17 protein-coding genes are annotated in these 20,385 nt (G+C 68.5%); 3 read left to right on the forward strand and 14 right to left on the reverse strand.

Features of this window, described 5'->3' with window-relative positions:
- Window positions 1-118: 118 nt before the first annotated feature.
- The 9 genes from dapB to AB0E63_RS14840 form a co-directional block, all read right to left on the reverse strand.
- The gene (gene dapB / locus AB0E63_RS14800; RefSeq protein ID WP_360365812.1) at window positions 119-865 is read right to left on the reverse strand and encodes a 4-hydroxy-tetrahydrodipicolinate reductase; all 747 of its coding nucleotides are present in this window, start codon (window positions 863-865) and stop codon (window positions 119-121) included.
- Window positions 866-910: 45 nt separating this feature from the next.
- The gene (locus AB0E63_RS14805) at window positions 911-2,740 is read right to left on the reverse strand and encodes a hypothetical protein (protein WP_360365561.1); all 1,830 of its coding nucleotides are present in this window, start codon (window positions 2,738-2,740) and stop codon (window positions 911-913) included.
- 18 nt (window positions 2,741-2,758) lie between these two features.
- Window positions 2,759-3,766 (reverse strand): dipeptide ABC transporter ATP-binding protein, encoded by a 1,008-nt coding sequence (locus tag AB0E63_RS14810; protein ID WP_360365563.1) that lies wholly within the window; start codon window positions 3,764-3,766, stop codon window positions 2,759-2,761.
- Entirely contained in the window at window positions 3,766-4,770 is a 1,005-nt protein-coding gene (locus tag AB0E63_RS14815) for an ABC transporter ATP-binding protein (RefSeq protein ID WP_360365565.1), read from the reverse strand. Before AB0E63_RS14815 ends, AB0E63_RS14810 begins: the two co-directional genes overlap by 1 nt.
- Window positions 4,771-4,885: 115 nt before the next feature.
- Window positions 4,886-5,782 carry an ABC transporter permease gene (locus tag AB0E63_RS14820; protein WP_360365567.1) on the reverse strand — a complete coding sequence of 299 codons (897 nt, stop codon included), beginning with the start codon at window positions 5,780-5,782 and terminating at the stop codon, window positions 4,886-4,888.
- Window positions 5,775-6,701: an ABC transporter permease gene (locus AB0E63_RS14825; RefSeq protein WP_360365569.1), complete on the reverse strand. Its 927-nt coding sequence runs from the start codon at window positions 6,699-6,701 to the stop codon at window positions 5,775-5,777. Before AB0E63_RS14825 ends, AB0E63_RS14820 begins: the two co-directional genes overlap by 8 nt.
- Window positions 6,698-8,278: an ABC transporter substrate-binding protein gene (locus AB0E63_RS14830; protein ID WP_360365571.1), complete on the reverse strand. Its 1,581-nt coding sequence runs from the start codon at window positions 8,276-8,278 to the stop codon at window positions 6,698-6,700. Before AB0E63_RS14830 ends, AB0E63_RS14825 begins: the two co-directional genes overlap by 4 nt.
- A gap of 754 nt (window positions 8,279-9,032) precedes the next feature.
- Window positions 9,033-10,415, reverse strand: coding sequence for an FAD-binding oxidoreductase (locus tag AB0E63_RS14835; protein WP_360365573.1), 1,383 nt, complete (start codon window positions 10,413-10,415; stop codon window positions 9,033-9,035).
- A gap of 84 nt (window positions 10,416-10,499) precedes the next feature.
- Window positions 10,500-11,138 (reverse strand): helix-turn-helix domain-containing protein, encoded by a 639-nt coding sequence (locus AB0E63_RS14840; RefSeq protein ID WP_360365575.1) that lies wholly within the window; start codon window positions 11,136-11,138, stop codon window positions 10,500-10,502.
- Between the two features lie 90 nt (window positions 11,139-11,228).
- On the opposite strand from AB0E63_RS14840, the gene AB0E63_RS14845 reads away from it, so the two are divergent.
- Both AB0E63_RS14845 and AB0E63_RS14850 read left to right on the forward strand, forming a co-directional pair.
- Window positions 11,229-11,909 carry a hypothetical protein gene (locus AB0E63_RS14845; RefSeq protein ID WP_360365577.1) on the forward strand — a complete coding sequence of 227 codons (681 nt, stop codon included), beginning with the start codon at window positions 11,229-11,231 and terminating at the stop codon, window positions 11,907-11,909.
- A gap of 11 nt (window positions 11,910-11,920) precedes the next feature.
- The gene (locus AB0E63_RS14850) at window positions 11,921-13,162 is read left to right on the forward strand and encodes a cytochrome P450 (protein WP_360365579.1); all 1,242 of its coding nucleotides are present in this window, start codon (window positions 11,921-11,923) and stop codon (window positions 13,160-13,162) included.
- Here AB0E63_RS14850 and AB0E63_RS14855 read toward each other — a convergent pair.
- The 4 genes from AB0E63_RS14855 to AB0E63_RS14870 all read right to left on the reverse strand — a co-directional run bounded on the left by AB0E63_RS14855 (window position 13,152) and on the right by AB0E63_RS14870 (window position 18,311).
- Window positions 13,152-14,465: a pitrilysin family protein gene (locus AB0E63_RS14855; RefSeq protein ID WP_360365581.1), complete on the reverse strand. Its 1,314-nt coding sequence runs from the start codon at window positions 14,463-14,465 to the stop codon at window positions 13,152-13,154. The two genes, AB0E63_RS14850 and AB0E63_RS14855, sit on opposite strands and share 11 nt — an antisense overlap.
- Entirely contained in the window at window positions 14,462-16,684 is a 2,223-nt protein-coding gene (locus AB0E63_RS14860) for a polyribonucleotide nucleotidyltransferase (protein ID WP_360365583.1), read from the reverse strand. The genes AB0E63_RS14855 and AB0E63_RS14860 overlap by 4 nt, the downstream gene beginning before the upstream one ends.
- Before the next feature lie 275 nt (window positions 16,685-16,959).
- On the reverse strand, window positions 16,960-17,232 hold the full coding sequence (gene rpsO / locus AB0E63_RS14865; protein ID WP_130379758.1) for a 30S ribosomal protein S15: 273 nt from the start codon (window positions 17,230-17,232) through the stop codon (window positions 16,960-16,962).
- Between the two features lie 116 nt (window positions 17,233-17,348).
- Window positions 17,349-18,311, reverse strand: coding sequence for a bifunctional riboflavin kinase/FAD synthetase (locus AB0E63_RS14870; RefSeq protein WP_360365585.1), 963 nt, complete (start codon window positions 18,309-18,311; stop codon window positions 17,349-17,351).
- A gap of 120 nt (window positions 18,312-18,431) precedes the next feature.
- Here AB0E63_RS14870 and AB0E63_RS14875 point away from each other — a divergent pair, with 120 nt between their 5' ends.
- Window positions 18,432-19,436 carry an SGNH/GDSL hydrolase family protein gene (locus AB0E63_RS14875; protein ID WP_360365587.1) on the forward strand — a complete coding sequence of 335 codons (1,005 nt, stop codon included), beginning with the start codon at window positions 18,432-18,434 and terminating at the stop codon, window positions 19,434-19,436.
- Window positions 19,437-19,502: 66 nt separating this feature from the next.
- Here AB0E63_RS14875 and AB0E63_RS14880 read toward each other — a convergent pair whose 3' ends face one another.
- Window positions 19,503-20,381, reverse strand: a complete 879-nt coding sequence (locus AB0E63_RS14880; RefSeq protein WP_360365589.1) for an NAD-dependent protein deacetylase — start codon at window positions 20,379-20,381, stop codon at window positions 19,503-19,505.
- Window positions 20,382-20,385 lie beyond the last annotated feature (4 nt).

Raw genomic sequence — 20,385 nt, forward strand, 5'->3', positions numbered from 1 at the left:
GGCCTCCCAGCCTGGACTGAGGAGCGCAGGGAGCGAAGCGACCGGAGCGACGAGGGACGGCCGGGAGTAGAGCCCCATGACCCGCCGAGCCGGAGGCGAGGCCAAAAGCACTGTCATGTCAGGCGAGATCCATGAAGTGCTCGAGGCCGACCGTCAGGCCGGGGGTGTCTACGATCCGCCGGACGCCGAGCAGGACGCCGGCCATGAACGAGACACGCGCCATCGAGTCGTGCCGGATCGTCAGGGTCTCCCCCTCGTCACCGAACAGGACCTCCTGGTGCGCGATCAGACCGCGCAGCCGGACCCCGTGCACCCGGATCCCGTCCACCTCCGCACCCCGGGCGCCGTCCAGCGCCGTGGTGGTCGCGTCCGGGATCGGCCCGGACCCGGCCTCGCGACGGGCGCCCGCGACCAGTTCCGCCGTACGGCGGGCTGTCCCGGACGGAGCGTCCACCTTGTCCGGGTGGTGCAACTCGATGATCTCGACAGACTCGTAGTACCGCGCGGCCTTGGCGGCGAACTGCATCATCAGCACGGCGCCGATCGAGAAGTTCGGCGCGATCAGTACGCCGGCTCCCGGGCTGGCGTCCAGCTGCGAGCGCAACGTGGCGAGCCGCTCGTCGTCGAAGCCGGTGGTGCCGACGACGGCGTGGATGCCGTGCTCGATGCACCAGGCCAGGTTGTCCATCACCACCTCGGGGCGGGTGAAGTCGACGACCACCTGGGCGCCTGCCTCGGTCAGTTGCTCGAGCTTGTCGCCGAGGTCGAGCCGTGCGACGAGCTCACAGTCGTCGGACTCCTCCACGGCGAGGCACGTCTGAGCGCCCATCCTGCCCTTGGCCCCCAGCACACCGACCTTGATCATGCGCACCCTTCCGATTGGAATCGAGGGCTCCAGGATCTCATCCGGTCAGGGGGTCTTGGTCGCGGCCTCGCTCCGGGGGACCCAGACCTGCACGTCCATCGTCTGCTGTGTCGGCGCGAGCAGTCGGTAGTCGGCTTGGAAGTCCAGCCCGCAGGCCCGCAGCGCGGTGATCTCGACGTTGGAGATCCGCCGGTTGAGGATGATGATCGGCGGACGGTCCGGGGCCCACGGGCGGCCTTGGCGGCAGGCCTCCTCGATCCCGGCCGCGGTCCGGACCCGCTCCTTCGGCGAGACCCACGCCTCGCCGACTGGCTTGCCCTGCAGCATCAGGACCAGTCCGGCCATCTGGTCGAAGGCCAGCATCGGCCTGCCCGGCGATGCGTACGCGCTGAGCCGAGTCGCCAGCTCGGTGAAGTTGCGTTCGGCTGCGGGCGGTAGATAAAGACCCTTCAACGCCGGCTGCTTCGCGGCTGCGGTCAGATCCGAATGCTCGGCCGACCGGTACGGATAGCGGAAGAGCCCGGTGTAGGCGATCGACGTCGCCGCCACCAGCGACGCCACCGTGACGATCCCCACCGTCATGCGGGCGACGACCGGCGTGGCCCCGATCCCGGTCACCACCGCGACCATCACCGCGGCCCAGGCGGCGAACCCGTTCAAGCCGATCGTGTAGAGCGGATTGTTCGTCCCGAACGCCTGGATCAGCGGCAAGACCACCAGCAGTCCGAGGATCACCCAGCCGCGTGTGTTCTCACGGCTCAGCAGCGAGCGATCCGTCACTCCGACCCGTCCCGCGACCACGGCCGCGGCGGCCGCCACGACAGCGACCAGTACGGCGGCCAGCAAGGTGACCGCGTAGTCGGGGGTGTGCTGTGATCCACCCAATGCGGCACCGTCGACGACCACCCGTCGTACAGACAGGACGAAAGCGACCAGCGCGAGCGCGGCGGCGGCGAAGCGCAGCCAGCGCCAGCGGCCGATCACCGCCACGGCGACCGCGACCAGCAGGATCCCGTGGTCGCGCAGCGTGCGTCCGAGCAGGTTCAGACCACTCGTCCAGTAGAAGTGCAGCAGCACCGTCGGCGTGTACGACGTACCCGCGATGAACCTGTTCACGGTGAGGATCCCCGGCACTGCGACGTTCAGCCGGACCACGAACAACTGCACGACGAGCGCGGCCAGCGCCAGCCCGCCCAGGGTCAGAAGGAAGCCCCGGGCAACAGCACGGACTCCCTGACCGGCCAGCACGACGACGGCGGCGACCACGATCAGTCCGATCACCACGACCGAGGTCCACTTCGCCAGCACCATCACACCGATGACGAGACCGGCCGAGACGAGCAGCCAGAACGGCACCGGGCGGCCACGATCGACCGCCGTCGCCATCCACAGCACGCACGACACCAGCGTCAACGCACCGAGCAGGACGACATCGTTGTACCCGGGCGACAGCGGCAGCCAGCTGTAACACATCCCACCGGCGGCCAGGATCACTGCCATCCCGGCCAGCTCCCACAGCTTCGTCGGCGCCGCGCCCGGCCGCCGGCCGCGCAGCCAGCGCATGAAGCTGTACCCGAAGAGCAGATGGACCAGGACCACCGTCAGCAGCCGGAACAACCGCAACCGCTCGATGTCGTACCCGAGCCACTCGAACACCGGGCCGTACACATACTGCACTCCGGTCAACGCCAACGGGTTGCTGTCCCACCACCGGTAGGACAGCAGGTAGTAACCCTCGTCGGTGATGTCGAAGCCCTCGTTGGCGGCCCGTCCGGCGGTCAGGATCCACCAGGCGGCCAGCCCGCCCGCAACCACGATGACGCCGACCAGCAGGACGAACTGCCTACTCCTCGGGGTCATCGGCACTCCAGTCATGGCGGCAACCCTAGGCCATCACTCCACCGCCAAGGCTGGCGTGTAGGCGGTCTGGGCATCCTCCGCGAAGTGGCAGGAGACGGTCTGGCCGGACGGGATCTGGCGGAGCTGCGGTTCTTCGCTGCTGCAGCGGGATTCCGCTCGTAGGCATCTGGTGTGGAACCGGCAGCCCGACGGTGGCATGACGGGCGACGGTGGATCACCGGCCAGCACGATCCGCCTGCGGCCTTGCCGGGCCAGGCCGGGCTCGGCGGACAGCAGTGCCTGCGTGTACGGGTGCGCGGGTACGTCGTACACGTGCTGGTGCTCGCCCAGCTCGGCGACCCGGCCCAGGTACATCACCGCGACCCGGTCCGAGACATGCCGGACCACGGACAGGTCGTGGGCGACGAAGATGATGCTGAGACCGAGCTCCCGCTGCAGACCCATCAGCAGGTTCACGACCTGGGCCTGGACGGACAGGTCCAGCGCCGACACCGGCTCGTCGCAGAGCAGTACGTCGGGGTTCAGCGCGATCGCCCGCGCGATGCCGATCCGCTGCCGCTGCCCACCGGAGAACTGGTGCGGGAACTTCGTCTCGTCCTCGGCCCGCAGTCCGACCATCTCGAGCAACTCGCGGACCCGGGACCGGATGTCCATACCCTTCGAGACATCCGGGTGGACCTCCAGCGGTTCGGCCACGATCTCGCCGACCCGCATCCGCGGGTTCAGGCTCGAGTACGGATCCTGGAACACCACCTGCACGTTCCGACGCCACCGCCGCAGCTCACGGGACTTCAGCTTGCTGACGTCGACACCGTCGTACGACAACTGCCCCGAGGTCGGCTTCTCCAGGGCGGCGAGCAGCCGGACCAGCGTGGACTTCCCGCAGCCGGACTCGCCGACGATACCGAGCGACTCGCCCCTGCGCAGCGTCAGGTCGACGCCGTCGACCGCGCGGACCAGAGTCTTGGTGCCGAAGCTCAGCGCCGGGCTGATGTCGTAGTGCTTCACCAGATTCGTTGCCACCAGCAACTCGTCGGCCATCAGACCGCCTCTCGTTCCGCGATCGACGTACGCCGGATGCACGCGGCGTCCCGGCCTGGTGCGACGGTCAGCAACGGCGGGAGCTCGTGGGCGCACTCGTCGACGGCGATCGGGCACCGGGGCCGGAACGCGCAGCCGGACGGGATCGCCCGCAGCGACGGCGGCGTACCGGGGATCGTCGGCAGCTCCTGTCCCTTCAGCTCCGCCGACGGCATCGACCCCAGAAGCCCTTCCGTATAGGGATGGACGGGATGCTCCAGGGCCTCCGCGGTCGACGCTCGCTCGACCACGTGGCCGGCGTACATCACCACCACGTTGTCCGCGACGTCCGACACCACGCCGAGGTCGTGAGTGATCAGGACGACTCCCATGTCCCGCTCGGCCTGCAGTTCGGCGATCAGCTCCAGGATCTGCGCCTGCACGGTGACGTCGAGGGCCGTGGTCGGCTCGTCCGCGATCAGTACGTCGGGATCGAGCGCGAGCGCCATCGCCAGCATCACCCGCTGCCGCATGCCGCCGGAGAACTCGTGCGGGAAGTCGCGCACCCGCTTCGCCGCGGCCGGGATCCGGACCTGGTCGAGCATCTCCGCCGCCCGCTTGAACGCGTCCTTCTTGGACATCCCTCGATGCACCCGGTAGCACTCGGCGATCTGGGTGCCGACCGACTGGACCGGGTTCAGCGCGGACAGCGAGTCCTGGAACACCATGGTGATCCGGTCGCCGACGATCTTGCGCCGTTCCTTCGTCGTCATCGCGATCAGGTCCGCGCCCCGGTACTTCGCCGTACCCGAGACGATCCGGCCCGGCGGCATCTCCAGGATCCCGGTCAGCGCCTGGGTCGACACACTCTTGCCCGACCCCGACTCGCCCAGGATCGCCAGCGTCTCCCCGGCCCGTACCTGCCACGACACGCCGTCGACGGCCCGCACCGGGCCCCGCGGCGTATCGAACTCAACAGTCAGATCGTCGACCTTGAGCAGTACTTCACCACTGTTTTTGGTCATCGGGCCTCCCGGTCTGGACTGAGGAGTGCAGGGAGCGAAGCGACCGGAGCGACGAGGGAAGACCGGGAGCCAAGGCCCGATGACCCACCGAGCCGGAGGCGAGGAATGTGCACAGTCATCGGATCAGCTTCGGGTCTAGGGCGTCTCGGATCGAGTCGCCAATGATCATGAACGAGATCGTCATCGTCGAGATGAACAACGCCGGCCAGATGAACAGGTGCGGGGTGTCGCGGTACGACGCCGCGACGCCGAACTGCGATCCCCAGGAGATGGACGGCGGTTGCAGCCCGACGCCGAGGAAGGTCAGCGCGGCCTCGAGGCCGACCATGCCGCCGATGCCCAGGGTGGTCATCGCCAGCAGCGGCGCCATCGCGTTCGGGAACACGTGCTTGCGCAGGATCCGCACCGGCGGTACGCCGATCGACCGGGCCGCCAGCACGTACTCGCGGTTGCGGACCGAGAACACCGTGGCGCGCATCAGCCGCATCCCGCCCGGCCAGCCGATCAGCAGGATGACACCGACGATGATCCAGATGCTGCGGTTCGGGACCGAGTTCAGGATCACGATCAGCACCACGATGCCCGGCACCGCGAACAGCACGTCGGCGGTCCGCGAGATCAGGCCGTCGACGAAACCCGGGAAGTAGCCGGCCAGCAGCCCGAACGAGCCGGCCAGGATGAACACGCCGAAACTCGCGCAGATACTGACCAGCACCGACGGCCGGGCTCCGTAGATCACGTTCGCGAAGTAGTCGCAGCCCTGGATGTCGAACCCGAACAGGTGTCCCGGGCTCCGGCTCTGCCGGCTCTTGGCCAGCTCGCAGAAGCGCGGATCCACGGAGGTGAAGAGCTTCGGCACCGCCGCCATCAGGAAGAACAGCAACAGCAGCAGGCTGCAGACGACGAACTGCGGCTTGCGTAACAACGCCCGCAGCAGTTCCCGGTTCGACAGCGTGCGGCCGTCGCCGAGCTCCTGGGCCTCGGCACCGACAACAGCTTGGATCTCAGACATTGCGCACCCTCGGATCCAGGACGCCGTACAGGAGGTCGACCAGCAGGTTGATCACGATGAACGAGATGAACGCCAGCGTCGACAGCAGCACCACGACGCCACCCTCCTTCAGCTTGATCGCCTGGAACATGAACTGGCCGAGCCCGGGCAGGTTGAAGATGGATTCGGTGATGATCGCCCCGCCGAACATGCCGGCCAGGTCGATCCCGATGAAGGTGACGATCGGGAGCAGCGCGTTCGGCAGGATGTGCGCCCACAGCACCCGCTGCTCCCCCAGTCCCTTCGCCCGGGCGGTCTTCACGTAGTCGGCGTTCACCGTCTCCACGATCGAGGTCCGCATCAGCCGGGCCAGCCCGGCGAACCCGAGCACCCCGATCACCAGCGCGGGCAGCAGGTACGCCCGCGGGAACCCTTCGAGCACGCCGGAGACCGGGAACCACTTCAGCTCGACGCCGAACAGGTACTGCGCGGCGAAGTACGCCACCAGCCCGGGCACCGCGAGCAGCACCAAAGTTGCCAGCAGCAACGATTTGTCGATCAATCCGTTGCGCTTGAACCCGGCGTAGATCCCGAAGAACAGCCCCAGCGTCCACTGGAACGCGTTCGCCAGCAGGGTCAGCTTCAGCGTGACCGGGATCCGGAGCCGGAGCTGGTCGGCGATGTCCGCGCCGGCGAACGTCGTCCCGAAGTGGCCGGTGAGAATGTCCTTCATGCTCAGCAGGTACTGGATGATGAACGGATCGTCGAGGTGGAACTGGGCCCGTTTGGCCGCCAGCACTGCGGCCGGGATCGGCTTGTCACCGGCCAGTTCCCGCAGGGGGTCTCCGGGCATCGCGAAGACGAGCGCGAAGACCCCCAGCGTGACGATCAGTCCGATCGGGACCGCCGCCAGGACACGGCGTGCGACGAACCGGATCACTTGAACGTCGCGTAGAGCGCCGACACCCCGACGTACTTCGACACGCGCGGCTCGATCTTGGCCGAGTGCAGGTACGCGTTCGACTTGGTGTACAGCGGGATCAGCGGCAGATCCTCGAGCGCGATGTCCTCGGCCTGCTGGTACAGCTTGATCGCCTTGTCCTGGTCCGGCTCGGCGTCGCCCTTGGCCAGCAGCGCGTCCAGCGCCGGGTTGCTGTAGCCGGCGAAGTTCGCGTCACCGTTGGACTTGAACATCGGGGTCAGGTAGTCCTCGATCGACGGGTAGTCGTGACCCCAGCCACCGAACCGCAGTCCGTCCAGCTTGTGGGTGTCCGCCAGCGTGGTGATCTCCGAGCCTTGCTTGCCGGTGTACTTGATGGTCAGCCCGAGGTTCTGCCGGAGCATGTTGCCGATCGCCTCGGCGAAGATCTGCCCGGTCGCGGACGTCGTGCTGTAGCTGATGTTGACCGTGCCGGAGAAGCCGCCGGCCTCGGCCAGCAAAGCCTTGGCCTTGGTCGCGTCGAAGTCGCAGTACTTGCAGGCGTCGTCGCGGTAGCCGTCGATGTCCGGCGCGATCAGGCCCTTGGCCGGCTCGGACAGGCCGACCAGGTCGGCGAAGGCCTTCCGGTCGATCGCCTCCGAGAACGCGTGCCGCAGCTTCGGGTTCTTGTAGCGCGCGTCCCAGGCCGGGAAGACCAGGTAGTTCGCGCCGGAGCTGACACTGGTCACCCACTGGTCGGGCGCGTCGGTCTTGAAGCTCTGCACCTTGGTCGAGGGCACGTCGGTGAAGTCCACGTTGCCGGCCAGGAACTCGTTGTACGCCGTGTCCGCGTTCGGGATGAACCGGTAGGTGATCGAGTCCGCCTCGGGCGCGTTCGGGCCCTTGTAGCCGTCCCACTTGGCCAGCTTGATGTCGTCACCGGCGTTCCAGTCGGCGGCCAGCTTGTACGGGCCGTTGCCGATCGGCTTGCGCTTGTAGGCGTCCGGGTTCTTCCGCACCTCCTCCGGCAGCGGGGCCAGGCCGAGGTACTGCAGGGTCAGGCCGAACTGCGAGAACGGCACCTTGAGCTTGACCGTGAAGGTCAGGTCGTCGACCTGCTTCAGGCCGCTCAGCGTCTTCACGGCGGTCGGCTTCGGGGTGGCGCCGTCCGCGGTGGGCGGGTTCAGCGCGTCGTACCCGTCGACCTTGGAGAAGAAGCCGTTGTTCTTCCAGGCGTTCGAGCCCTGCGCGGTCATGTTCCAGCTATCCACGTAGTCCTTCGCGGTCAGCGGCTGGCCGTTCTGGAACGCGTTGCCGGGCCGGAGCTTGATCGTCCAGGTCTGGCTGGTCTTGTCCGGTGTGACCGAGTCGGCCATCACGTTCTGCAGCTTGCCCGAGTTCGGGTCGGTGGTGACCAGCGGGGCGAACATCGCCATCGCGACCTGGATCCCCGGACTGCCGTTCTCGTTCAGCGGGTTGATGTACTCCAGCGGGTCGGCGGCGATCGCGATGACCTCGCTCTTCGCGCCAGTGCCGGAGCTACCTCCGGACTTCCCGTCACCACAGGAGGCGAGCACCAGCGATAAGCCGATTGCCACCCCCACAAACCCAGTCAGACGTCGCACGGTCAAACCAACTTCCTCGGCGGGAGGGCCGCTAGGCGGGCGGATCAAGCGTCATGGTGGCTGGTCGAAACTGCGCATGTCAACGTTGTCAGGCACAAAGCGGCGGCGCGTAACGTGAGCGTTACTTTCCCAAGACCTCAGACGACCGCCCGACACGACGGCACAACCGCCCGACCTTAATCCGATAAGTGCCACAAGTCATCAGATGTCAGGTCAGATTTCGGCCAAACTCCTCGGTGCGCACAAATGCGCACTCACGTCGCTGCCCTCAGTCCGGCCTAGATCCCGCGCCAGGTCGACGTGGACCGCCCGAACCCCCCACCCACGGCGCCCACGCGCCGAGCCCTCGGGCGCCAAGACCCGAACCCGGCGGCGCCCCGGCGAACTGCGCCGCGGGACATGGCGAGCCCCAACTGGCGAAGGAAGTCGAGGACCGCTTCCGGCGGCTGCGCCGGGACCGGTTCGGGAACTGGTGCCGGATGCTTCGTGCGCCGCGAAGTGATCGCGGACGCCCGCGACCGCGCCTCCCGCCGCGCCGCCCTGAACCACCGGGCAACCGGAGGCCGGCGTACTCCCGACGCTGGACGCCTGTGACCATTCACATAAGCCACAGTGACCCCCGCACGCCAGATCGGCGTGCCCCACCAGGGGTGATCCACCAACCACCAGACGCCCGCGGGCCACTCAGCCGGTGGCCGTTCGCTCGGCGACCATCTCCCGCTCCGCGTCAGAGGGGCGGGATGTTCTGGTTCAGGTGGAACAGGTTGCCCGGGTCGTACTTCCGCTTCAAAGCGACCAGCCGGTCGTACGTCGCAGCGCCGTACGCGGACCGGATCCGGTCGGTGCCCTCGTCGGTCAGGAAGTTGACGTACACGCCGGACTGGTGCGGTTCCATCGCCCGCCACGAGTCCCGGACCCACTCCCGCTGCTCCTCGAACCCCTCCGGTCCGAGCGTCACCCCGACGAAGTTGATCGTGTGCCCGCTCCCCCGCCCGCCGAACGCCGTACTGTCCGAGGGCACCTGGGAGATCGCGCCACCGAGATGGAAGATCGGGTACGCCGTGTACGGCGAATCGATCGCGAGGCCGCGCGCGGCCGCGATGTCGATCACCTCGTCGGTCAGCTCGGCGACGTCACACGCCCGCATGTAGTACCACCGGCCGTGCGGGAAGCTCGGGTCGAGCATCGACTGCAGGTCCAGATACGGCTTCGGGATGATCGTGTCCAGGAGCGGCGGCGCGAAGGCCTTGAGCGGCGCGACCGCCTTCTCGCCGTCCTCGACCGGTCCGGCGTAGCAGGCGACGACCGCCACCACCGGCCGGCCGTGCAGCTCGGCCGGGATCGTCGGCGTGTCCGGCAGCCAGCGGTGGATCACCGCAGTGGTCAGCTCGTCGGGTACGTCGGTGATCCAGTCGCGGTAGAAGCGCATCAGGTCCGGCGACTGGTCCATCGGCCAGGCCACGAGGCCGGCGTACACGATCGGCCCGACCGGGTGCAGCCGGAACTCGAACTCGGTCACGACACCGAAGTTTCCGCCGCCACCACGGATGCCCCAGAACAGGTCCGCGTTGACGTCCTCGCTCGCGGTCACCAGCTCGCCCTCGGCGGTGACCACGTCGACCGAGATCAGGTTGTCGATGCTCAGCCCGTACTTGCGCATCAGCCAGCCGATCCCGCCGCCCAGGGTGAGACCAGACAGACCGGTATGCGTCACGATTCCGGACGGCGTCGCGAGACCGAACGCCTGGGTCTCGCGGTCGAGTTCACCGAGCAGCACACCCGCTTGCGCTCGGGCGGTACGCCGTACCGGATCGACCCGGATGCCCTTCAGCAGCGAGAGATCCAGCACCACGCCGCCGTCGCAGGTCGAGTGACCGGGGAAACTGTGCCCGCCGCCCCGGACCGCGACCGGTCCGCCGGTACGCCGCGCGTACGCGAGCGCTGACCGGATATCGGCGACCCCCGTGCACCGGGCGACCACTCCCGGCCGGCGGTCGATCGACCCGTTCCACACTTTCCGGACGTCGTCGTACGACGGCTCGCCCGGATGGACCAGCTCCCCGCGGAAGTTCTCGCCGAGTGCCTGAATCTCCGGACTAATCGTGCTCATGACCAGCTCCCGCCCCCAAGTCCCCCAGGTCGCTGACCCCGCCAGTGTGCTCCTGCACCCTGGGGCTGTCGAGCCGCTCAGGACCTAGCGGCTGGGGAGCAATTGGGTGATCAGGGCGTCGGCCGTCCACTGCTCCCACCGGCTAGGGCTCCAGCCGCGGCGGCTGATGAGGAAGTGGTACATCTCAGGGCTCTGCAAGGCAAGGGCGATGTCGATCGCCGTGGCCGTATCGACGCCGTCGCGCAGCGGACTCCTGGACGCGAGAGCGGTGATGAGCTCTGTCATGACGATGGCGCGCTGGGTGTTGTTCGTCTCCCACAGTTCCGCGAGGTCGGAGTCGGCTGACGCGGCGCCGGCCACCACTTGGAGCACTGGTGCGACGCGTTCGTAGATCTCGCGCGACAATCGCGCCAGCTCACGGAGCTGGAGGACCGGATCGGGGTCTGCGATTGCGGCGCGCACCTTCGGCCGCTCCAGCGTCGGCACCGGCTCCTCGTCCCCGGCGACCGCGATGTCGAGGATCTCTTTGAGCAAGGCGCTCTTGGTGCCGAACGTGAAGTAGAGCGTCTGCACCGCCATGCCGGCCTCGTCGGCGATGGCCTGTATGGACGTCGAGGCATACCCGCGATCAGTGAACAGCGCCAGCGCCGCCGCGCGCATCCGGCGCCGGTTGGCCTGTGCTTTGTCCGCTCTGCTGGTGGCCGGGCCGGCTGACGCGTTCATGACCGCAGCCTATCAGTTGACTAGAGTGTTCCTCTAGTGATCCACTAGAGGAACACTCTAGTGATTTTCGACTGACTGGGAGCACGATCGATGAGCGAGACGCTCGCGCACTCCGGCAGCACTCGCCGGCTACTCGGCACCACGGCTCGACTGACAGCGTTCGTCGGCGGCCCGGTGTTCTGGCTGGGAACGCTTCTGCATCCCGCCCGTGACGGTTGGAGCATCGCGGCCGTCGGCGAGCGCTACGGCCTCACGCACGACATCCAAGCGGCCGGCCTGCTGCTGCAGGTCATCTGTCTGGCGAGCGTGATCGCGCTGGGCACTCAGATCACCCGGCGGCGAGATCTCCGGTCGTCGTACGCCGCTCTGACCGGCACCCTGCTGTGGTTCGCCCTGATCGTCTTCGACGGGGCGCACAACCCGGTCCGGGCCGAGTACGCGCCGAGCCTCGTGCACGAGCCGGCCGACCTCGACACAACGGCAGCGCTCATCGTGTTCCCGGCGCTGCTCGTCTTCCCGTTCGGGTACCTCTGGCTCGCCCGCACACTCGGCCGTCACGGTCTGCGCTGGGCCGGCGTGCTGCTCGGCGCCGGTGCCACCGTCTACACGATCGGCGGCCTGTTCATCTTCACATCCGGGCCGCGCTTCGGGCTCATCCAGCTCTTCGAAGTCGCCGGGGCGACGGCGTACGCCGTCGGCTTCATCCTCCTCGGCCGCGCAGCCATCAACGATCTCCAACAGCCCCCGCTGACCTCTCGCCGCCACTCCTGAAGGACGCCATCATGCCTCCAGCCCGCCCCGAAGACGCCGCGGCGATCCTCCAGGCCCTGATCTCACCTGCAGGGCGGCTCGATCCCTTCCCGCTGTACGCCGCTGCCCACCGGATCGGCCCGGTCCTTACCGTCACCGACAGCGTCTTCCTGGTGGTCGGCTACGCGGCGGTCAACCAGGTGCTTCGGAACCCTGGCTTCGGCCTGCCGGACACGACACCAAGCCGGTCCGCACCGGCTGTCGACCGGACCGCCGGCGCCGCCCTGCGCATGATGGAACGGTCGATCCTGCGGGCCAACCCACCGAATCACGGTCGCATGCGCTCGTTGATCTCCCAGGTGTTCACGCCACGCCGCGTCGCCGCGCTCCAGCCGTCGGTCGAGGCCGCGGTGGACACTCTGCTCGATCGGCTCGCCGAGCCCGCGGCGGATGACGGCATGGTCGACTTCATGGACCAGTTCGCCTTCCAACTGCCGGTCACCGTCATCTGCGAACTGCTCGGGATCCCGGCCCGCGACCGCCATAAGTTCCGCCCGCTGGCATCCGCACTGACAGCGGCACTGGAACTTGCCGGCGACGCGGACGGTCCCGCCGACGCGGCGGCCCGCGACTTGGGGCGGTATTTCACTCCCCTGATCAGCGAACGTCGTACGGCGCCGGGCGACGACCTCGTCAGCGCTTTGGTGGCCGCACGCGACGCGGATGACGGCCGCCTGTCCGACGAGGAGCTGCTCGCCAATCTGATCCTTCTGCTGGTCGCCGGCTTCGAGACCACCACCGACCTCCTCGGCAACGGGCTGGCGATCCTGCTGGACCGCCCGGATCTCGCCACAGCACTGCGTCCCGGCTCGGCCACGACAGCAGGCTTCATCGAGGAAGTTCTTCGGTACGAGTCTCCGGTGCAGGTCACGACCCGGGTAGCCCTCATCGACGGCCTCACTGCCGAGGATGTCCCCGTGCCCGACGGCAGCGACGTGATCCTCGTGCTCGGAGCAGCCAACCGCGATCCGGGCCGGTATCACCGGCCCGACTGCTTCGATGCCACCCGAAGCGACATCAAGCCCCTGAGCTTCGGCGCCGGCCCGCACATCTGCATCGGCAACAGCCTGGCCCGGCTCGAAGCCTCGGTGGCGTTCCCCCGCCTGCTCAGCCGGTTTCCCGATCTGTCGGCGGACCCCGGGCGGCAGCCCACGCGCCGCGACAGACTCGTTCTGCGTGGCTACCAGACTCTGCCGGTCCGGGTCAGACCGTGAAGGCGGTGCTGTCCTCGTCGAAGGGGCCCATCACGGTCAGGGCGGGGGCGCCGGCGTAGAGCTCGGCGGCGAGGTGGATGACGTCGTCGAGGGTGACGGAGTCGATCCGGTCCAGGATGTCGTCGACGGTCGGGAGCTCGCCGTAAACGAGCTCGGCCTTGGCGATCCGGGTCATCTTGGCGCCGGTGTCCTCCAGCCCCATCACGACCGAGCCACGCATCTGGCCCTTGCCCCGGAGCAGCTCGTCGGGGGTGATGTTGCCGCTGGCAATCGATTGGAGCTCGGCGCGGACCACGTCGAGGACCTCGTTGGCCTTCTTCGGCAGGCATCCGGCGTACACGCCGACCATGCCGGAGTCGGCGTACGCCGAACCGAAGGTGAAGACCGAGTACGCCAGACCGCGCTTCTCCCGGACCTCCTGGAACAGTCGCGACGACATGCCGCCGCCGACGATCCCGTGCAGGACACCGGCGACGTAGCGCCGGTCGTCGTTGCGTACCAGGCCCGGCATCCCGAGCACCAGGTGCGCCTGCTCGGCCTCGCGGTGGTGGACCTGCACCCCGCCGTACGTCGGAACCGGCTTGACGACACCGCCTCGCACCGGCGCCGGCTCGGCCTCGGTGGTCACCCAGTGCCGCTCGAAAGCCTTGCGGACCAGGCGAACGACGTCGGTGTGGTCGACGTTCCCGGCGACCGAGACGACGATGTTGGACGGCTTGTAGCGACGGCGGTACCACCCGACGACCTGCTGGCGGGACAGTCCGGCGACGGACTCCGGCGTACCGGTGATGGAGCGGCCGAGCGGGGACGTGCCCCAGAGCTGCTCGGCGAACAGATCGTGGATGTGGTCCGACGTCTCGTCGGCGTGCATCGCGATCTCTTCGTCGATGACGTCGCGTTCACTCTCCACGTCCGCACTGGTCAGCGTGGCGGAGGTGATCATGTCGCAGATGACGTCGACCGCGAGCGGGAGGTCGGAGTCCAGCACCCGGGCGTAGTAGCAGGTGTACTCCTTGCCCGTGAACGCGTTCATCTCACCGCCGACCGCGTCGATGGCGGAGGAGATCTCCAGCGCGTCGCGGCGCTCGGTGCCCTTGAACAGCAGGTGCTCGAGGAAGTGCGTGGCGCCGGCCAGCTGCTCCGGTTCGTCCCGGGAGCCGACGCCGACCCAGACGCCGAAGGTGACCGAGCGGAAGCCCGGCACGGACTGGGACAGCACACGAAGCCCGGAGGGCAGGACGGTCCGTTTGACCGGACCGCCCGCCTCCGGGCTCAGCAGTGTGCTGGTGATGGCTCGAGTCACTCGGCGGCGGGCTCGGCCTTGTCGTCGGACTTCTTGTCGCCCTCGCCCTCGATCACGGGGATCAGCGAGAGCTTGCCGCGGTCGTCGATCTCGGCGATCTCAACCTGCAGCTTCTGGCCGACCGACAGCACGTCCTCGACCGCCTCGACGCGCTTGCCACCGGCCAGCGGACGCAGCTTGCTGATGTGCAGCAGGCCGTCCTTGCCCGGCAGCAGGCTGATGAACGCACCGAAGTTGGTCGTCTTCACGACCGTGCCCAGGTAGCGCTCGCCCTTCTCCGGCATGGTCGGGTTCGCGATCGCGTTGATCGCGGCCCGGGCCGCCTCGGCCGACGGACCGTCGGTCGCGCCGATGTAGACGGTGCCGTCGTCCTCGATCGAGATGTCGGCGCCGGTGTCCTCGGTGATCTGGTTGATCATCTTGCCCTTCGGGCCGATGACCTCGCCGATCTTGTCGACCGGGACCTTCACCGAGATGACCCGCGGCGCGAACTCGCTCATCTCACCCGGCGCGTCGATGGCCTTGGCCATCACGTCCAGGATCGTCAGGCGGGCGTCCTTGGCCTGGGTCAGCGCGCCGGCCAGCACGCTGGCCGGGATGCCGTCCAGCTTGGTGTCCAGCTGCAGGGCGGTGACGAAGTCCTTCGTACCGGCGACCTTGAAGTCCATGTCGCCGAACGCGTCCTCCGCGCCCAGGATGTCGGTCAGCGCGACGTACTGCGTCTCGCCGTCGATCTCGCCGGAGATCAGGCCCATCGCGATACCGGCGACCGGAGCCTTCAGCGGCACACCGGCCGACAGCAGCGACAGCGTCGAGGCGCAGACCGAACCCATCGAGGTGGAACCGTTCGAGCCGAGCGCCTCGGACACCTGACGCAGCGCGTACGGGAAGTCCTCGCGCGACGGCAGCACCGGCACCAGGGCCCGCTCGGCCAGCGCGCCGTGACCGATCTCGCGGCGCTTCGGCGAACCCACCCGGCCGGTCTCACCGGTCGAGTACGGCGGGAAGTTGTAGTTGTGCATGTAGCGCTTGCGCGTCTCCGGGGAGAGCGTGTCCAGCTGCTGCTCCATCCGCAGCATGTTCAGCGTGGTGACACCCAGGATCTGGGTCTCGCCGCGCTCGAACAGCGCCGAACCGTGCACCCGCGGGAGCACCCGCACCTGGGCCTTGAGCGGCCGGATGTCGGCCAGCCCGCGGCCGTCGATGCGGACCTTCTCCTTGAGCACGCGCTGACGGACCAGCTTCTTGGTCAGCGACCGGAACGCCGCGGACAGCTCCTTCTCGCGGCCCTCGAAGTCGGCGGCCAGCTTGTCCACCGTGGCGGCCTTGACCGCGTCGGTGGCGTCCTCGCGCTCGTGCTTGCCGGCGATGGTCAGCGCCTGCGCCAGCTCCTCGGACGCCGAGGCCTCGACCGCGGCGAAAGCGTCGTCCTGGTAGTCCGGAAAGACCGGGAACTCACCGGTCGGCTTCGCGGCCCGCGCGGCCAGATCGGCCTGCGCCTCGACCAGCGTCTTGATGAACGCCTTGGAGGCCTCGAGGCCCTGGGCCACGATCTCCTCGGTCGGCGCCTGCGCGCCACCGGCGACCTTGTCGAAGGTGGTCGGGGTCGACTCGGCCTCGACCATCATGATCGCGACGTCACCGGTGTCGGTCACCCGGCCGGCGACCACCATGTCGAAGACCGCGTCCTCGAGCTCGGTGTGGGTCGGGAACGCCACCCACTGGCCCTCGATCAGCGCGACGCGGACGCCGCCGATCGGGCCGGAGAACGGCAGGCCGGCCAGCTGGGTCGACATCGACGCGGCGTTGATCGCGAGGACGTCGTACAGCTTGTCCGGGTTCAGGGCCAGGACGGTGATGACGACCTGGATCTCGTTGCGCAGGCCGGACACGAACGACGGCCGCAGCGGGCGGTCGATCAGCCGGCAGGTCAGGATGGCCTCCTCGGACGGACGGCCCTCCCGGCGGAAGAACGAGCCCGGGATGCGGCCGGCGGCGTACATCCGCTCCTCGACGTCCACCGTCAACGGGAAGAAGTCGAACTGGTCCTTGGGCTTCTTGCTGGCCGTGGTGGCCGACAGCACCATCGTGTCGCCATCGAGGTAGGCGGCGGCCGAACCGGCGGCCTGCTGGGCCAGTCGGCCCGTCTCGAAGCGGATGGTACGGGTGCCGAAGCTGCCATTGTCGATGACGGCTTCAGCGAAATCTGCGCCCTCCATGGGCACACTTGTGGATCCCGACACGGGATACCCCTCTCTAGCAGTGTGACGACTGCGAGGCGCGAGCTTCCGGGGTGCCGGTCTTCGATCGAGGCCCGCGGGTATCCCAGTGCTACCTGTTACCCGAAAGCCACTACCGAGGACCGGTCGTCTCCCGCCACGCGCTTCGCGTCGCCTCGTTCGTCTTGCGTGCTTCTGTATTCAGTTAGAACCCGCGCGAGTGCGCGGATACGCGAGGAGCGGCCACCCGAACCGGGGGGCCGCTCCTCGCGACGTCATCGGCGAAGGCCGAGCCGCTCGATCAGGGACCGGTAGCGGTTGATGTCCTTCTTCGCCAGGTAGTTCAGCAGCCGGCGGCGCTGGCCGACCAGCAGCAGCAGGCCACGACGGCTGTGGTGGTCGTGCTTGTGCTCCTTGAGGTGCTCGGTGAGGTGCGCGATGCGGTGCGTCAGCAGCGCGACCTGGACCTCGGGGGACCCGGTGTCACCCTCGGTCAGGGCGTACTCACCCATGATCTTCTTCTTCGTGGCGGCATCAACAGATGACACGGAGTTCCTCTCGATTTCCGTTGCGCGGCGCACCGGGGCATTCTTCACCCGAGCACTCTCGGTCCGCGGCCGTTCAGACGGCAGCGCCCAGAGTATCAGTCCGTGGACGCGTCACCCTAATTCCCGGTAAGGATCCGGCGCGCGCCGTCGACGTCGGCCTTCATCTGGACCAGCAGCTCGTCGATGGTGTCGAAGCGGATCTGGGTGCCGCGCAGTCGGGCGACGAAATCCACCGCGATCCGCGCGCCGTACAGCTCCAGGTCGTCGCGATCCAGCACGTACGACTCCACCCGCCGGTCCACGCCGTCGAAGGTGGGGTTGCTGCCGACGCTGATCGCGGCCGGCAGCGGTTCGCCGTACGACGGACCGCCGGCTGCGGGCTCGAGCACGGTGAGCCAGCCCGCGTACACGCCGTCGAGCGGGACCGCGGCCGTCGGATCCGCGGGAATGTTCGCGGTCGGGTAGCCGAGCTCGCGGCCGCGCTTGTCCCCCTCCACGACCACTCCGGTGACCCGCAGCGGCCGCCCGAGCGCCTCGGCGGCGGCCTCGACGTCACCCTCGGCGATCCGCTCCCGGATGTACGTCGACGACCACGGCTGCGCGTCTCCGGCCAGGCCCAGGCCCTCGACCTGGAACCCGTCCTTGGCGCCGGCCGCGACCAGCGTGTCCACGTGCCCGGCGGCCTTGTGGCCGAAGCGGAAGTTCTCGCCGACCACGATCGCCTTCGCGTGCAGCGCGCCGACCAGGACCCGCTCGATGAACTCCTCCGGCGACCAGCCCGACACCTCCTTGCTGAACGGGAGGATCAGGACGGCGTCGGCGCCGTACCGGATCAGCAGCTCGGCCCGCTCTTCGGCGCGGCTGAGCATCGCCGGCGCCCGTTCCGGCCGCAGCACCGTCATCGGGTGCGGGTCGAAGGTCAGCGCGACGACCGGGAGGCCACCCAGCTCGGCCGCCCGCGCCTTGGCGTGCGCGAGCACCTCCTGGTGCCCCCGGTGTACGCCGTCGAAGTTGCCGATGGTGACGACCGCCGACCCGAATTCCGGGCTCACCTGGTCCAAACCGTGCCAGACACGCATGACAGCAGGATTCCATGCCGTGATCGGATTCCGCGCAGCAGGTCCACGATCACCCCTTGTGATCGAGTGGTGACTCAACCTAGGGTGGGGGCCGCAACGCCCGAGCCTGGGGAGGGTCCTGTGAAGCTACGCCGTCTGGTCGCCGCCTGCGCGTCCTTGGTTCTGCTCGGCACGCTCCCGGTCGCTCAGGCCGACGCCACGCCCGCGTTCCGGAACTACGTGGCTCTCGGCGATTCGTACACCTCCGCGCCGCTCGTCCCCTTGCCGGACCTGCTGTCGCTCGGGTGCGTGCGCTCGTACAGCAACTATCCGAAGATGCTGGCTGCCGCGCTGCGGGTCTACCGGTTCACCGATGTGAGTTGCGGTGGGGCCGACACCACGAACATGACGCAACCGCAGAGCACCCCGATCGGCACGGCCGCGCCGCAGTTCGACGCGCTGACGCCGGACACGGACCTCGTCACACTCGGGATCGGCGGCAACGACTTCGGGGTGTTCGGCGACATCGTCGGGACGTGTCCGGGGCTCCGGGCCGGCGATCCGACCGGCGCGCCTTGCAAGGCGCACTTCACCGTCGACGGCGTGGACACGCTGAAGGCGAAGATCGCGCAGACCCGGACGCGGATCGCGATCGTTGTCCAGGGCATCAGAGCCAGGTCGCCGAAGGCAACCATCCTGCTGATCGGCTACCCGAAGATCGCGCCGGAGCACGGCACCTGCCCGGCGGTCCTGCCCTTCGCCGACGGCGACTACGCCTACCTGTACTCGATCGAGCAGGCCCTGAACTCGGCCGTGTCCGCGGCTGCCGCAGCGGGCGGGGCGACGTACGTCGACACCTTCGGGCCGTCGACCGGGCACGACGCCTGCGCGCCGGACGGTCAGGCGTGGATCCAGGGCAAGGACATCAACCTGCTCCGGGCGCTGAACTACCACCCCCGCTACGAAGGGCAGGCCGGCGTCGCGTCTCTGACCTACAAGAAGCTCACCGGCGCCCCCGCCGTGGTGACCGCGGCCGAACAGTCCGCCTGGGCTGCCCACGCTCGCACGTTGTCGCGGCAAGCCGCCGCCTCCCCCAAGGCCCTCGAGGCCTCCCTGAACCGCCTACGGACCAGCGCGCAACGCTGACCCTTTCCAATCCGTACGGCGGACCCCGGGCCGAGCCACCTCACGCGTGGCCCGGCCCGGTGGTGCTCACAGCCGTTCGCCGAGTTCGGTCAGCGCCTGACCGAGCGGGAGATTGATCCGGTGGGTGGCGTACGGGTCGCCGCGGGTCAGTCCCTGGTTGATGATCAGCACGGGGGTGCCCGACTTGGCGGCGTGGCGGACGAAGCGGAAGCCGGACATCACGGTGAGGGACGAGCCGAGGACGAGGACGGCGCTCGCGTTGTCGATGAGCCGGTAGCAGCGCTCGACGCGCGACTTCGGGACGTTCTCGCCGAAGAAGACCACGTCGGGTTTGAGCACACCCCCGCAGTTCGTGCAGTCGACGAGCTTGAAGCTGCCGACCGCCTCCGTCGGAAGCTCCGCATCTCCGTCGGGGTTGATCCGCGTCACCTCGGCCTCGAACCCCGGATTCGCGTCTCGTAGCCGGCGATCGAGCACCTCGCGGGCCGAGGTTGTGCGGCACTGCAGGCAGATCACCCGGTCGAGGTTGCCGTGCAACTCGATCACGTCTCGCGCGCCGGCAGCTTGGTGCAGGCCGTCGACGTTCTGGGTGATCACGCCGCTCAAGTAGCCCCGCGCCTGCAGCGCCGCGACCGCCCGGTGCCCGTCGTTCGGCTCCGCGCGGGCGATCGTGCGCCAGCCGAGGTGGCTGCGGGCCCAGTACCGCTGCCGACCAGACTCGCTGGCCGCGAAGTCGCCGTATGTCATCGGCGTGTGCGTCCGCAGGCTGCCTGTCTCACCCCGGTAGTCCGGGATCCCCGACTCGGTCGAGATCCCCGCCCCACTCAGTACGACGACCTGCCCGCCGGCCACGACGTCCGCCACCGGCCCGACATCCGCCGAACCAGGCTCCAACGCCAGCACCTCAGGCCCAGGAGCCCACCGCAAAGTCGGACGAGAACGCACCCCA

Source organism: Kribbella sp. NPDC026596, from assembly GCF_040638415.1.
Taxonomy (GTDB): Bacteria; Actinomycetota; Actinomycetes; order Propionibacteriales; family Kribbellaceae; genus Kribbella.

Excerpts from the sequence above, each read along its gene's own strand:
- dapB (WP_360365812.1), bottom strand. The coding sequence starts at position 865 with ATGATCAAGGTCGGTGTGCTGGGGGCCAAGGGCAGGATGGGCGCTCAG.
- AB0E63_RS14805 (WP_360365561.1), bottom strand. The coding sequence starts at position 2,740 with ATGACTGGAGTGCCGATGACCCCGAGGAGTAGGCAGTTCGTCCTGCTG.
- AB0E63_RS14810 (WP_360365563.1), bottom strand. The coding sequence starts at position 3,766 with ATGGCCGACGAGTTGCTGGTGGCAACGAATCTGGTGAAGCACTACGAC.
- AB0E63_RS14815 (WP_360365565.1), bottom strand. The coding sequence starts at position 4,770 with ATGACCAAAAACAGTGGTGAAGTACTGCTCAAGGTCGACGATCTGACT.
- AB0E63_RS14820 (WP_360365567.1), bottom strand. The coding sequence starts at position 5,782 with ATGTCTGAGATCCAAGCTGTTGTCGGTGCCGAGGCCCAGGAGCTCGGC.
- AB0E63_RS14835 (WP_360365573.1), bottom strand. The coding sequence starts at position 10,415 with ATGAGCACGATTAGTCCGGAGATTCAGGCACTCGGCGAGAACTTCCGC.
- AB0E63_RS14840 (WP_360365575.1), bottom strand. The coding sequence starts at position 11,138 with ATGAACGCGTCAGCCGGCCCGGCCACCAGCAGAGCGGACAAAGCACAG.
- AB0E63_RS14845 (WP_360365577.1), top strand. The coding sequence starts at position 11,229 with ATGAGCGAGACGCTCGCGCACTCCGGCAGCACTCGCCGGCTACTCGGC.
- AB0E63_RS14850 (WP_360365579.1), top strand. The coding sequence starts at position 11,921 with ATGCCTCCAGCCCGCCCCGAAGACGCCGCGGCGATCCTCCAGGCCCTG.
- AB0E63_RS14860 (WP_360365583.1), bottom strand. The coding sequence starts at position 16,684 with ATGGAGGGCGCAGATTTCGCTGAAGCCGTCATCGACAATGGCAGCTTC.
- AB0E63_RS14870 (WP_360365585.1), bottom strand. The coding sequence starts at position 18,311 with ATGCGTGTCTGGCACGGTTTGGACCAGGTGAGCCCGGAATTCGGGTCG.